This is a genomic window from Burkholderia sp. 3C, assembly GCF_054589155.1.
The window spans coordinates 246,937-261,150 of the sequence record NZ_BAAILN010000107.1; the positions used below are offsets into that span (position 1 = coordinate 246,937).

11 protein-coding genes are annotated in these 14,214 nt (G+C 61.7%); 2 read left to right on the forward strand and 9 right to left on the reverse strand.

Annotated elements, in window-relative coordinates; genetic code table 11:
• Positions 1 to 54 precede the first annotated feature (54 nt).
• The 8 genes from ACYP33_RS21780 to ACYP33_RS21815 all read right to left on the reverse strand — a co-directional run bounded on the left by ACYP33_RS21780 (position 55) and on the right by ACYP33_RS21815 (position 10,122).
• On the reverse strand, positions 55 to 744 hold the full coding sequence (locus ACYP33_RS21780; protein ID WP_459623934.1) for a response regulator transcription factor: 690 nt from the start codon (positions 742 to 744) through the stop codon (positions 55 to 57).
• A gap of 56 nt (positions 745 to 800) precedes the next feature.
• Complete coding sequence (locus tag ACYP33_RS21785) at positions 801 to 2,141, reverse strand: sensor histidine kinase (RefSeq protein ID WP_459623883.1); 1,341 nt, start codon at positions 2,139 to 2,141, stop codon at positions 801 to 803.
• Between the two features lie 76 nt (positions 2,142 to 2,217).
• Positions 2,218 to 3,678 (reverse strand): class II fumarate hydratase, encoded by a 1,461-nt coding sequence (gene fumC, locus ACYP33_RS21790; RefSeq protein ID WP_459623884.1) that lies wholly within the window; start codon positions 3,676 to 3,678, stop codon positions 2,218 to 2,220.
• Between the two features lie 25 nt (positions 3,679 to 3,703).
• The gene (cydB, locus tag ACYP33_RS21795) at positions 3,704 to 4,693 is read right to left on the reverse strand and encodes a cytochrome d ubiquinol oxidase subunit II (protein ID WP_459623885.1); all 990 of its coding nucleotides are present in this window, start codon (positions 4,691 to 4,693) and stop codon (positions 3,704 to 3,706) included.
• Positions 4,690 to 6,102 (reverse strand): cytochrome ubiquinol oxidase subunit I, encoded by a 1,413-nt coding sequence (locus ACYP33_RS21800; protein WP_459623886.1) that lies wholly within the window; start codon positions 6,100 to 6,102, stop codon positions 4,690 to 4,692. Before ACYP33_RS21800 ends, cydB begins: the two co-directional genes overlap by 4 nt.
• 224 nt (positions 6,103 to 6,326) lie before the next feature.
• Positions 6,327 to 7,826 (reverse strand): malate dehydrogenase (quinone), encoded by a 1,500-nt coding sequence (mqo, locus tag ACYP33_RS21805; protein ID WP_459623887.1) that lies wholly within the window; start codon positions 7,824 to 7,826, stop codon positions 6,327 to 6,329.
• A 23-nt stretch (positions 7,827 to 7,849) separates the two neighbouring features.
• Positions 7,850 to 8,236 carry a cupin domain-containing protein gene (locus tag ACYP33_RS21810; protein WP_414444708.1) on the reverse strand — a complete coding sequence of 129 codons (387 nt, stop codon included), beginning with the start codon at positions 8,234 to 8,236 and terminating at the stop codon, positions 7,850 to 7,852.
• A 944-nt stretch (positions 8,237 to 9,180) separates the two neighbouring features.
• The gene (locus ACYP33_RS21815) at positions 9,181 to 10,122 is read right to left on the reverse strand and encodes a YoaK family protein (RefSeq protein WP_459623888.1); all 942 of its coding nucleotides are present in this window, start codon (positions 10,120 to 10,122) and stop codon (positions 9,181 to 9,183) included.
• Positions 10,123 to 10,226: 104 nt separating this feature from the next.
• Between ACYP33_RS21815 and ACYP33_RS21820 the strand changes: the two genes are divergently transcribed.
• A complete protein-coding gene (locus ACYP33_RS21820; protein WP_459623889.1) occupies positions 10,227 to 11,609 on the forward strand; it encodes a sigma-54-dependent transcriptional regulator in 1,383 nt (460 codons plus the stop codon).
• A 37-nt stretch (positions 11,610 to 11,646) separates the two neighbouring features.
• Here ACYP33_RS21820 and ACYP33_RS21825 read toward each other — a convergent pair whose 3' ends face one another.
• Positions 11,647 to 12,798: a DNA topoisomerase IB gene (locus tag ACYP33_RS21825; RefSeq protein ID WP_459623935.1), complete on the reverse strand. Its 1,152-nt coding sequence runs from the start codon at positions 12,796 to 12,798 to the stop codon at positions 11,647 to 11,649.
• A gap of 305 nt (positions 12,799 to 13,103) precedes the next feature.
• Between ACYP33_RS21825 and ACYP33_RS21830 the strand changes: the two genes are divergently transcribed.
• Positions 13,104 to 14,189, forward strand: a complete 1,086-nt coding sequence (locus tag ACYP33_RS21830; RefSeq protein WP_459623890.1) for a catalase family protein — start codon at positions 13,104 to 13,106, stop codon at positions 14,187 to 14,189.
• Positions 14,190 to 14,214 lie beyond the last annotated feature (25 nt).

The following is a 14,214-nucleotide window of genomic DNA, read 5'->3' on the forward strand; positions in this document are numbered from 1 at the left end:
CAACATATCGTATCGTTGAAGAATGAGCGCAGAATGAGCGATCCGGGAAGTACGTCAGTGAGCCAACGTCAGGTCGTTGCCGACATCGTCGAGCATCACGGTCCACCCGAGTCCGCGCACATTGCGAATCACGGACCCACCGAACTTCTTTCGCACCGAATGAATCAGGGCGTCGATCGCATTGCTCTCGACCTCTTTTCCCCAGCCATACAGGCGGTCTTCAAGCTGCCCGCGCGACAGGATCGTTCCCGGCCGCTCGAGAAACGCCAACATCAGCGAGAACTCGCGTGCGGACAACACCGACGTGCTGCCATTGCACGTCAGTGTGCGTTTGTCCATGTCGAGGCTGAAGGATTCGTTGCCGAGGCGAGAGGAGGCATAGCCCGCCTTCCGCCGGATCACGGCACGAATTCGTGCCAGCAGTTCGGGAACCGCAAGCGGCTTCAACATATAGTCGTCTGCCCCGACATCGAGGCCTTCGACCCGTGAATCGAGATCATCCTTCGCCGTCAGGATCAGAACCGGCACGGCCTTGCCCGCCTTTCGCAATGATTTCAGCAGTTCCATGCCGTCCATGCCGGGCAAACCCAGATCGAGCAGCACGACGCTGTACTCCGCGTCGTCGGTGGCACGTAGCCCGGCCACCCCATCACGTACCCAGTCCACGCTGATATCGGCATTCTTCAATGCGCGCAGCAGGCCTTGACCGATCTGTACATCGTCTTCGATTAGCAAAACTCGCATTTCCATTACCTTGAAAAACACCATGAACGGCCGAATCCCGCGGGATCGGTGGGGCCTCAGGCGGCGCCATCACGTTCCATCGGCAAGCTCACCATGGCGATGATTCCGGACTGCCCGTCGCTGCGATTGTGCAGTTGCACCGTCCCGTCGTAGCGAGTCACGATGGCCCTGACGATCGCCAGACCCAAGCCGCTGCCGTCGCCGCCGACATCGGCGCGAAAGAAACGATCGAACACGCGCGGCAGCAGTTTGGGATCGATGCCCGGCCCGCTGTCCTTGACCGTGATATCGACCGTCTTGCCCCGTACGTGGGTCGATACATCGATCCTGCCGCCGTCCGGCGTATATCGCACGGCATTCCCGACCAGGTTCCTGACCACCGTGTCGATATCCAGCTCGAGCATGCGCACTCGCGCATCGGTCATTTCGTCTGCGCCGATATCGATCCGTCGTTGTATTGCCGTCGGCAACACATCGGCAATGGCATTCACGATGGTCGGGCCAACGTCGATGCTCGCCATCGCCGACGGCATCGACTTGCCCAACAGCGGCGTATCGGCACGAGCCAGTCGCAGCAGTTGAGAAATCAGGTTACTGCTGCGTGTGATGCCGCTTTGCAGTTCGCGAAAGCGCTCCAGACTGCCCAATCCGATCTCGTGTTGCAGATTGTCGGCCTGCAATTGCAAGGCGGTGATGGGCGTTCGCAGCTCGTGGGCGGCATTGTCGATAAACTGGCGCTCGGTTTCGATCGATCGAGCGAGACGTTCGATCATCAGATTGATGGACCGGATGAAGGGCAGCAGTTCATCGGGCACCCGAGTCAGCGGCAACGCTTCCAGACAGTTCACGTCGATGGCGCATACCGTATTGCCGAGCCGATTCACCTGTCGCAACGACCGGCTCACGACGATCGGCACCGCGATCCAAACGAAGGGAATCAGCACGACGATCGGCCAGAGCGAGTAGGTCGCCAACCGCGTCTCCATTTCTGCCCTTGCCGACATCCGTTGCGCAATCTGGACCCGCTGGCCGGGGCGGCTGCGCGTGTAGAGCCGCCACTTCTCTCCGAACAGAGTCGGGTTGGTGAAACCGAGCCGCGCGTCACGCGGCAACAGCAAATCCGGGTTGTTGGAATAGACGGGTTTCGATTCGTCGTCTTTCCATACGACGATGACGAGGTCATGCTTGTCCGGGGGCGTGGAAACCCGAAAAAACGTCACGCTGCGCGTGTCGAAATCGAGCCGAAGGCGGATGGCCAGAGAGGCCATGCGCCGGTCGAGCAGCGCGGCCGTACCGGCTTTCAAAAAGTGGTACGAGCTCGCGCCTTGCATCAATGCAAGCAAACTGATCATCACGCCAATGGCGAGGATGAGTTGGTTACGAAGCGATTTGAGCATGAACATGGTCGTAAGTCGCGAAGCCAACCCGCCACACGCCTTCCTGATCGGGAGGCAACGAAGTGACCACCGTTTATCAAGCGCCCCCGGTGCCCTCACCGATCATGGCGGCGGGGTTGATGAACTTCTCGTAGTCGGATTCGCTGACCTTGCCCGATTTGAGCGCCGCGGCCTTCAACGTGGAGCCGGTGGCCTGCGCGTCCTCGGCGATATGCGCGGCGTTCTGATAACCGATCACCGGCGACAGTGCCGTCACCAGCATCAGGTTGTTGTCCAGGTAAGCCTGAATCCTGTCGTGATCGAGATCGGTTCCTTCCACGGAATAGGTCCGGAACTTTTCGCAGCCATCGGCCAGAATCGTCGCGCAGTGCAGGAAGTTGTTGATGATGATCGGCCGCATCGCGTTCAGCTCGAAATTGCCCTGGCTCCCCGCAAAGGCGACCGCCGTGTCCTCGCCGATCACCTGGATCGAGATCATGACCATCGCTTCGCATTGAGTCGGATTGACCTTGCCCGGCATGATCGACGAACCGGGTTCGTTGGCCGGCAGCTTCAATTCCCCCAGCCCGCAACGCGGCCCCGACGCCAGCCAGCGCATGTCGTTGGCGATCTTCATGAGCGACACCGCTGCGCCGCGCAGCGCCGCGGAGGCGCGCACCATGGCGTCCAGCGAGCCCTGCGCCATGAATTTGTTCGGCGCCGTCACGAACGGCTTTCCCGTCAGCTCGGCAATCTTCGCCGCCACATTCTTCGAAAATCCCGCCGGCGCATTGAGGCCGGTGCCGACCGCGGTGCCGCCGAGCGCCAGTTCGTAGAGCCCTTCGCGGCTGCGTTCGATCTCCGCGATGCAGGCCCGCAGCTGCGCGGCCCACCCCGACCATTCCTGCCCGACCGACAGCGGCGTCGCGTCTTCCAGGTGGGTACGCCCCACCTTGATCACGTTCATCCACCCGCTTGCCTTGCGTTCGATGGTGGCGGCGAGCCGGCTCAGGGCCGGCACGAGACGCTCGTCGATCACGGTGACGGCGGCGATATGCATCGCGGTGGGGAAACTGTCGTTGGATGACTGGCCCATGTTGACGTCGTCGTTGGGGCCCACCGGCTGCTGCGTGCCGAGCGTGCCGCCCAGCAATTGAATCGCGCGGTTCGACAGCACTTCGTTCACGTTCATGTTGGACTGGGTGCCCGACCCGGTCTGCCACACATAAAGCGGGAAATGCGCATCGAGTCGGCCGGCGATCGCTTCGTCGGCGGCATGAACGATGGCCTGGGCTTTCCAGTCGGGCAGCCGCCCGGCCGCCTGGTTGACCAGGGCACATGCCTTCTTCACCGTGCCATAGGCGTGATAGACCGCCTTGGGCATCCGGTCGTCGCCGATCGAGAAATGCTCGAGCGAGCGCTGCGTCTGCGCGCCCCAGTATTTTTCGGCGGGCACCGACACCTTGCCCATGCTGTCGAATTCCTCGCGGGTGCCCGAGGCATTGAGGCCGATTGCAATGTCCGCCAGGACGGGGTGGCCGAGGTTGGCGTTCGTCATGTTCAGTGTTCCTTGATAGAGAAGGTCAGTACTCTTCACCATTCACTTGCACCTTCCCCTTGAAGGTGAAGTAAATGAACATCGTGTATAAAATCGTGATCGGCAGCACGAAGACACCCGCCCCCCAGAACAGAAACGACTGGCTCGACTGTGGCGCTGCGGCTTCGGTGGTCGTCATGGCGAACGGAATCAGGTACGGATAGAACGACGCGACGAACGTACCGAGCCCAACGGCAAACAACGCCACGGTGAGAAGGAACGGGGCCAACTCCCGACGCGCGCCGATCGCCCTTGCCATCAACGCACTGATCACCAGGGCTTCAATCGGAAACAGAAACAGTGTCGGGTGATCGATCCAGCGCTGCATGAGGAGCGTGTTTCTGAGCAAGGTCGCGACGAACGCCACCGCAAGAAATCCCAATACCCCCATCAGCAGGCGCGGCAGCAGTTGAAAGGCCAGTTGTTGCGTGGTGCGGCGCGACTTGTAGGCGAGCCAGGCGGCGCCGATCAGCGCGTATCCCAAACACAAGCCCAAGCCACAGAACAACGCAAAGGGCGACAGCCAGCCAAAAGCGCCGCCGATGTAATCGTGCCCGTTCATCGGCAGACCATTTGCCAGCGCGCCCGCGGTCGTGCCTTGCATGAAAGCCACGACGTAGGATCCGATCATGAATCCCTTGTCCCACAACGGCCGGGTGCGCGTGCTTCGGTCACGGAATTCAAAGGCAACGCCTCGGAAAATCAGCCCGGCCAACATGACCATCAGAGGCAAATAAAAGGCCGACAACAACGTCGCGTAAAACAGCGGAAATACCGCGAACATGACCGTCGCGCTCATGACGAGCCAGGTCTCGTTGCCATCCCACACGGGTGCGATCGACGCCAGCATGCGGTCCCGCTCCGACGCGTCTCGAACCCATGGAAGCAACATGCCGACGCCCAAGTCGAAACCGTCGAGCGATACGTACAGAAATGTGGTCAGAACAAGCACCGCAACCCAGAAATCGAGCATCATGCGAGCGTCTCCGATTTGCGATTCGAGTCGATGTTCTCGCTCGCCAGCGATAAAGGACGTCTCGGGTTCGTTCCCGCTGCTGCCGGTGCAGAAACACTGGCTGGGCCACGCTTGAGCAAGCGATAGATGTAGATCGTGCCGAACAGGAAGATCACGCTGTATATGACCGAGAAGAGGATCAATGTGGCGCCGACTTCCGGACTGCTCAAAGTCGGGGTGACAGCCTCCGCGGTACGCAATTGACCGAACACCGTCCAGGGTTGTCGGCCCACTTCGGCGGTAAACCAACCCGTCAAGGTCGCGATGAAGCCAACGGGAAAGGACAGGAAAATCGTCCGGAGCAACCAACGGCTGACCTGAGCACGCTTGCGTACCACCTGCCAACTCCCGTACCAGGCGAGTGCCAGCATCAGCAGCCCACACGCGACCATGATTCGGAATGCGAAAAATGGGATGGCCACCGGAGGGCGATTCGCTTTCGGCCAATCGGTCAGCCCGACCTCTTTTGACGTGAGGCTCATCGAGCCGATCAGGCTACCCAGGTAAGGGATGCTGATCGCGTAATCGTTCGATTCGGTCTTCTCGTTGGGCCAGGCGATCAATACTTCCGCCGCCGGTTGCTCGTCGTGCCAGCGCGCTTCTATCGCCGCGAACTTGGTGGGCTGTTTATCGTGCGTATAGTCGCCGACCAGGTGCCCGAACAACAACTGACACGGCACCAGCACGGCAGCCAGACCAAGCGACATGCGCATCATGGTGCGCGACTCGGCTTCGAACTGCCCTTTCAGGGTGTGCCACGCACCGGTGGCGGCGATGCAGAACGCCGACGTGAGATAGGCGGCGAGCAGCATGTGCGGGAAGCGCACGAGCATCACTGGGCTGAAGATGATGGCCGGCCAGTCGGTCGGCGTGAAAACCCCCTTCGCGTCCATCACGAAACCAACCGGGTATTGCATCCAACTGTTGTTGACCATGATCCAGAACGAGGACAAGGTCGTACCGAGCGCCATCATCAGACAGGAAAAGAAGTAGAGCCATCGAGGCAAGCGGTTCCGGCCGAACATCACCATGCCGAAAAAGCTCGCCTCCAACGCGAACGCACTGAACGTTTCATAGGCCAGCAGCGGCCCCTGGATCGCACCGGTTCGCCGTGAGAGTTCACTCCAGTTGGTGCCGAACTGAAACGCCATGACGATGCCCGACACCACCCCCATCGCGAACGCAACCGCGAATATGCCGCGCCAGAAATCAAACAGACGACGATAGGTTGGGCGCCCTGTCGTCAGCGACATCCCCTCCAGCACACAGAGCCACGCAGCCAGCCCTACCGTGAAAGCTGGAAAAATGATGTGAAACGACACGGTTGCCGCGAACTGGATTCGCGACAGCATGAGTGCGGTGAGGTTCATATGGCTTCCTTGAGCCGATTTCCAGCCGGACAGCCGCCCGAGCAGAGGCAAGTCGTGCTGTGTCCACGTAGATTCGTGGCGAGCGCCACCTACGTCTGCGTTGATTGATATCGAAATTGCGGTAACCGGCATCACGGCTTTCCCCGGCGCGAAGAACATTCGCAGTGCGAATGGAACGCGTTGCCAGTTCATCGGCCGGGTCGAAACTCACGCACACTGCCGCGTCAAACGTTTTCCAGCCCGAGCACCGCCGCGGTATGGGCGCGGGTTTCTCGGCATGCCTCGCCGTCTTGCTTCAGATCGACCCCGTAAGTCGGGATGATCTGCTTCAGGCGCGGCAGCCAATCGCCATCCGTCATTCGATCGGAGAAGCAGGTACGCAGCACTTCGAGCGCGATATGGGCCGCCGTCGACGCGCCGGGCGATGCACCCATCAAGGCCACGATCGACTTGTCTTGCGATGCGACGAGTTCGGTGCCGAACTCCAGTTCGCCACCGCCCTTGCCATTGGACTTGATGATCTGGACACGTTGGCCGGCCACCGCCTCGGTCCAGTCTTCCTCTCTGGCGCCGGGATAAAAGCCCTGCAGGGTTTCGAACATCTGATGCGGCGTCTGAACGATCTGCCCGACCAGATACTCTTCGAGTTGCAGGCTGTGTCGCGCAACGTCGAGCATGGGCAGAATGTTGGCGGGCCGCACCGACTTGAACAAATCGAAATAGGAGCCCTCCTTGAGAAACTTGGTCGAGAACCCGGCATAAGGCCCAAACAGAACCGAGCGCTTGCCGCCGACCACCCGGGTGTCCAGATGCGGTACGGACATCGGCGGCGATCCATGGGCCGCCTTGCCGTAAACTTTGGCGTGGTGACGTTGCGCAACGGCGTCGACGTCACAGCGCAGCCATACCCCGCTGACCGGAAACCCGCCGTAACCGTGCCCTTCCGGAATGCCCGATTTCTGCAGCAGTTCGATCGATGCACCGCCGGCGCCGATGAATACGAATTTCGCCAGCGTGATGCTGATTTCGCCAGTTTCGCGATTTTCCACCTCGACCTGCCAGGCACCACTTTCGTGACGCGCCAGGCCCACGACGCGATGCTGGTAATGCACCGAGAATCCTGACTGGCCGGCCAGTTGCGCCACGAGCAAGTGGGTCAGCGCGCCGTAGTCGACATCGGAGCCGCTCGCCATGCGGGTCGCGGCCAACGGCGTTGCCGGATCGCGCCCCTCCATCAGCAACGGTGCCCATTCGGCAATCTGCTTGCTGTCCTCGCTGTACTCCATGCCGGCGTAGCAATGATGCGAGGACATCGCTCGAAAGCGCTCGCGCAGGAATGTCCGATTAGCCTCGCCGGTGACGAAACTCATATGCGGACACGCGTGGATGAACGCCGCGGGATCGGCTATTTTCCCGGTCTTGACCAGGTGGGCCCACAGCTGCCGGGACGTATCAAACTGAACATTGACTTCGAGCGCCTTGGCGATGTCGACACTGCCATCGGGCAGCTCGGGGGTGTAATTCAGCTCGCAATTGGCGGCGTGCCCGGTGCCCGCATTATTCCAACCATCCGAGCTTTCGAGCGCGCAGTCGTGCAAGGTTTCGAACATCACCACCGACAGTGACGGATCGAGTTCCTTCAGCACCGTACCCACAGTCGCGCCCATGATGCCGGCGCCGATCAGAACGACATCTGCATTCCTAAACGTATTCTCAATACTCATCTGAAACTCCGTCGACCAGATAACTAGTCTTTTTTTACGAAACAGGGGGTGGAGAACGGCGTGAAGATCACATACGCGCGCCGCCACGGCTCGTCGTCCACGAGCCTCCAGCGGTGGCCGCTTCCCGTCGTGTCCTCGGCAAGCAGCACATCGCCTGGCGCGATGGTAAATGTCGCACCCGATCGCGTGGTGAACTCGAGCGTGCCGCTCAGCGTGATGACGAACTGGCGAGCAGGTGCGTCGTGCCATTCGAAAGCCCCACCCGCACGTGTCTCGCGAAACGAGATGGACACCACGTCGACGGTTTCGCTCAGCACGTCGCCCCGCTCTCCCTTCGGGAGATCGATCAAGCCTTCCTCGAACAGCGAGTCGCCATCACTGCCGGTCCAGATTCGAACACATCTGATCATTGCACGCTCCACCCAATAGTCTGTTAAATAATCTTTGCTTGATGCGCAATCCTATAAAGGAAAAAGGCATGAAAGCGGACAATACAGCAGCGGAATTTTAAAAGCATCCTTTCGAAAGTTAAACATTTTTCATCTACGGTCATCCTCATTTTTTCTCATCCATTTAGTTCCTATCTTCAGTAGATAGCAGATCAATTCAAATCAAGTTTAGTAATTGCTTTTGGATGTTTACCTTGAATTCTTTCAAATCAGATTCATCACACCAATCTTGCCTGCCGAACCACCCACGCACAATTCACCCGCACCTCTTCATGGAGTGCTTAAACAATTTTCTTAAGCCAATGATTAATTATCAAGTTCAATACTCTTGATAGGAAAGGGAATTGAAATGAGGAAGGCATACCTGCGTCCGAGCGCGGAAGAACGCCCGACGCTCATGGCCGGGCAGCCCGACGCGAGCCCGGTCGGCGGCCGACGAAAGCGGTGCGCGGCAATGCACGCGAAACGCGGTTCGTCGTGCCATGCCGAATGAACGATGCAGGAAGATTTTCACGGAACGCGAAATAACCTGTTATTTCGCCTTGGAGGAATACTTGGTTATTGATAATGCCAGGTTACAGCCGCCGCACCCTAAAACTTATTCAACACTCCGATCCGGAGTTTGACCTGATTATGCGATCCGGCCGGAAAACCATTCGCAATATCGCCAATGGAGTCCACCGCATTAACGACATTTCCATAGGCATCCAATGTCGAGCCACTCGCATGCTGACAACCCCCAACACATAGAGCAAGGTTTTCCGGCTAAAAAATAAATGACCGTGATGCCCAGGTTCGGGTAACGAGGAGGTAGCGCATCTCCCGCAACAGATTGATCGAACAGATATGGACGCCCCCGGATCGAGCAGGTATTCAGATTCCTGCTTGCGCACGAGACGGGGCGATTATCGATTCCCCGCTTGATTTTCCCCACCGCCGGCGCCGCTGCGCGCCAGTTGTGCCATCCGGAAAAGTGCGCCCAACAGAAGCGCAACGGCAAACCATAACGCCATATCGCGCATCAGCCGGGTGGCGAGCCCTCCGAACACGGCGCCGGCGAAGAAGCTCAAGCTCGCGCCGCCGAGCAACGATGCGTTGTGCAGCGCCAACTTGTCGTATCTTGGAATGAGTCCTTCGAGAAGACTTTTCGCCGCGCCGCGAAGGTTGCCGGTCGTCATCATTGAAGAGTACGCAAGATTCTCGACATGCGTAAACGACAAGGTCTGCATGGTGGCGACGAACGTGATGCCCGGGATCAACCACAGTTCCGCGCGTCCACACACGCCACTGGCGGCTACCGTCAGAAAGAGAATCTCGAGTAAAAGGCAGACCAAGGCGGGACGCCGAATCACGTTGGCCACGATGTCGAGTCGCAACAGATGGACGACGAATACCGCAAGTACGAAGGCGACGAGTGGCGGGACGTGTCGTTGCGCCTGAACCCAGTTGCCGGCTGATATCTGGATGCCAAGGAGTGCCACGTTCCCGGTCATGGCGTTTGCGAACACGCCGCCGTGGCCAACGTAGGCATAAGCGTCGAGAAAGCCTCCGGACAGCGTCAAGAGGGTGGCGACGCTACGGCTTTTGCCTGCCGTATCCAGATTCATCTTGCTCGCTCCTGTTTCCTTCATGATGTTGCCGCGCATGGTAGCAGCGAAGAATGCGCTGTCGGGAAGACAATTGCGTGGCCTGGCCGGCGGATAGCCGAGCTGCCCGGCTTGCCATTTCCGATCCACTTTTTGTAGACTTCCGATAGGTAGCACGCCTGTTGCCACTTCTCGGAAGGGCGCCGCACCGGCCCGGCGTTTGGACCGGCTGCCAACGCCGACACGACGTGGCTTCGGCACGCTCTGCCCTTCTCAGGCGCAGAGACTTTCTGGTCATTCCATCAGCAAGCGATGCAGTTCGAGGTCCGCCGACCTTGCTGCGTGATTCGCCATGGACACCGCCCATGCCCTACGTACTCTTTGTCGAAGACGACCCCGATTCCAGGGATATGCTCGTGGCGCTCGCCCGGACCCAGCACCTGACATGCGACGCCGTCGGCACATTGGCCGAGGCCCGGGCCCTCATTGCCAGGCGCATGCCCGACCTTATCCTGAGCGACTTGATGTTGCCCGACGGTCAAGGTGTGGACCTCTTTGACGAGTTGCCCAAGGGAACGCACTGCGAAAAGGTGGTGATGACCGGCCACGCCAGCATGGATTCGGCAATCAATGCGATCCGATGCGGTGCGAACGACTATCTCGTCAAGCCGTTGAACATGCACCGGCTCAACAGCATCTTCGCGCGCGTGCCCCGAACGCCGGCGCTCCACGAAGAGATCGCCAGGTTGCGCGACGAGCTGAAGCGTCTCGGCCGCTTCGGTCTCATGCTCGGCAGCTCGCCGGTGATGCAGCGTGTCTATGACGCCCTCACGCGGGTGGCGAGCACGGATGCGTCGGTGCTGCTGACGGGAGAATCCGGCACCGGAAAGGAATTGGCGGCGGAAACCGTCCACAACCTCAGCAACCGCCGTAGCGGCCCGTTCCTCGCCGTCAATTGCGGCGCCATCGCGGCAAACCTGGTCGAGAGCGAACTGTTCGGCCACGACAAAGGCAGCTTTACCGGCGCAGACCGCCAGCACCAGGGCTACTTCGAGCGCGCGGATGGCGGCACCTTGTTTCTCGATGAAATTACCGAGATGCCGCTCGAATTGCAGGTCAAGCTGCTGCGCGTGCTCGAAACAGGATGCGTATCACGCCTGGGGGCCACCGCAGAGGTGGATGTCGACGTGCGCATCGTGGCGGCGACCAATCGCGATCCTGAAGCAATGATCGCCAGCGGCAAGTTGCGGGCCGACCTCTACCATCGAATCAACGTCTTTCCGATCGCGCTGCCACCGCTTCGGGAGCGTGGCGACGACATACAGTTGCTCGCCGGCGCGCTGCTCGAGCAGCACGGCAAAGCGTCCGGACGCAACCGGCAGTTCGCCCCGGCCGCGCTGGCCGCGCTGTCGAATTACGCGTGGCCGGGAAACGTGCGCGAACTGCGCAACTTCGTGCAGCGCGCGAGCATCTTCAACGACAGCGATTTGATCACCGAACTCCCGCCGCCCATCCTGACCGAAGTATTGGGCGACGGGGACGCCGCCGACGAGGTCGTGACGGTGCCGCTGGGCATCACGCTCACCGAGGTCGATCGACGCATGATCCTCGGCACGCTGGCGCAATGCGGCGGCGTCAAGACACACGCGGCCGAAGTGCTCGACATCAGTCTGAAGACGATCTACAACCGCCTCGCGGAATTCAACGACACCGATGACGATGACCCGCTGAACCACGGCGCCTCGTAACATCGCCCCCGACACGCGCGGCAAGCCGGCCCGGCGATCAGGCGTGCGGCGCGCTCATGCGCTTGCCGCGCGTCGAGGCGGATCGATGGGCCTCATGGCCGGCCCCCTTGCTGCCATCCGACGCGCCAACCCGTCTTCGCGGCCGCTGCACCGGTTTCGATACCGCGCTTCCCGCGGCCTTGACCAGCAAAGCCGCAAACGCCACCTCGTCGATCCTCAACCCGCGTCGCGCACGGCACGGCCCGAGCGCCGCCAGCCCGCCGGCCTCGAACGCGTCGAGCACCACCGGATGGATATAGCAGCGTCGGCACACGGCGGGCGTGTTGTAGAGCAGCGCAGCCACCGCTCGCACCGTCTCGACGATCTGCTTGCGCGCCTGCGCCGCGTCGATCCATTCGATCCGGCGCAGCGCGCCGAGCGCGTGAACGCTGCCCGCCCACGTGCGATAGTCCTTCGCCGTGAAATCCGCGCCGCTCGCCTCGTGCAGATAGGCGTTGATATCGGCCGATCCGACCGTGTGCCGTTGACCATCGTCGTCGACGTACTGGAACAGGTCGTGGCCGGGCAGCTCCGCGCAGCGCCGCAACATGCGCCGCAGGCGCGGATCGTCGATCGTGACGTCGTGCTCCACCCCGCTCTTGCCGGTAAAACGCAGCCGCATTTCGCCGGCCGCGATCTTCAGGTGGCGCTTGCGCAGCGTGGTCAGCCCGTAGGACGCGTTGTCCCGTGCGTATTCGGCGCTGCCGATCCGCACCAGCGTGGTATCGAGCAGACGCACCACGGTCGCCACCACCTTGTCGCGCGGCATGCCGGGCCGACGCAGATCGCGCGTGACGCGCGAGCGGATTCGCGGCAAGGCCCGGGCAAACGCGGTCATCCGCGAATATTTGTTGGCATCCCGAAGTTCCCGCCACAGCGGATGGTAGCGATACTGCTTGCGACCGCGGGCATCGCGGCCGGTCGCCTGGAGATGGCCGCGCGGGTCGGCACAGATCCACACGTCCGCATAGGCCGGCGGGATGGCCAGCGCGTCGATGCGCGCGATTTCGTCGGCATCGCGAATGCGCCCGCCATCCACGTCGAAATAGACGAAGCGACCCCGCATGCGCCGCCGCGTCAGACCGGGCCGACGGTCGTCGACATGGCGCAGCGGCCCGACGCGCGCCTGTGGGTCTGGTGTGCCTGTCATTGCATCCTCCTGGTCCCGTGTGGTTCGCGGCACGCAATCGGTTCCCACGATGGCGAATCCGATGGAAAACGTCGGACGCGGCAGGCGACCAATTTGCAAGCACCGTGTACAAAAGCGCCAACCGGCGCGCCGGCCGGCCCGGACTCCCGCGATCGTCCGACGGAGCCGATCATGGGGAGCCTTCGCGCGTGCGATGAACCTTCGGCACTCAGCAAATTCGATGCCCGGCTGGCGCGCGCGCCACGACCGGCGTGGGTACGGCGCTTGCGCAAGCACAAGCGCCCACCCCACCGACGGAGCCATCGATGACCCCCACCGCGCTGACGATCCACCCCCTGCCGTTCGACCCGCTGTTCGAGCAGATTCCCGACGATGAAGCCGATACCACGCGCGAGCTGATCGATGCCCTGAACCACATCCAGGACATCACGTCGCACGACTACGCGCATGCCGTGCGCAGCGTGCATGCCAAAAGCCACGGCCTGCTCGAAGGCGAACTGACGGTGGCCGCCGATCTGCCGCCCGAGCTTGCGCACGGCGTGTTCGCGCGCAAGGGCGGCACCTATCCGGTGACGCTGCGCCTGTCGACCAATCCCGGCGACGTGCTCGACGACGCCGTCTCCACGCCACGCGGCCTGGCGCTGAAGATCGCGCAGGTCGACGGCGCGCGACTGCCCGGCAGCGAGGCCCATGCCACGCAGGATTTCGTGATGGTCAATGCGCCGGCCTTCTCCGCGCCCACCCCGAAGGCCTTCGTGCGCAGCCTGAAGATGCTGTCGAAGACGACCGACCGTGCGCCGGGCGGCAAGAAGGCGCTGTCGGCCGTGATGCGCGGCGCCGAACGCGTGATCGAGGCCGTCGGCGGCAACAGCGCGACGCTCACGAACCTGGGCGGCCATCCGGCCACGCACATCCTTGGCGAGACCTTCTATACCTGCGCGCCGTGCCTGTACGGGCCGTATTTCGCGAAGCTGGCCGTGGTGCCCGTCTCGCCCGAGCTGGTCGCGCTGAAGGATGCGCCGATCGACCTGAGGGGCCGCCCGGACGCCCTGCGCGAGGAGGTGGTGGCCTTCTTCGCGCGGCACGGCGGCGAATGGGAGCTGCGCGTGCAACTGGCGACCGACATCGAAACCATGCCCGTGGAGGATGCCTCGGTCGCGTGGCCGGAGGACGTCAGCCCGTATGTCGCGGTCGCGACGATCCGGGTGGCGCCGCAGCCGGGCTGGACCGACGCGCGCTCGACGGCGATCGACGACGGCATGAGCTTCAGCCCGTGGCACGGCCTCGCCGCGCATCGCCCGCTCGGTGGCGTGATGCGCGTGCGCCGGGCGGCCTACGAAACGTCCGCGGCGTATCGCGGCACGTTCAACGGCTGCCCGGTGCACGGCTGAAGCACACGACCCACGAATCCGGAGC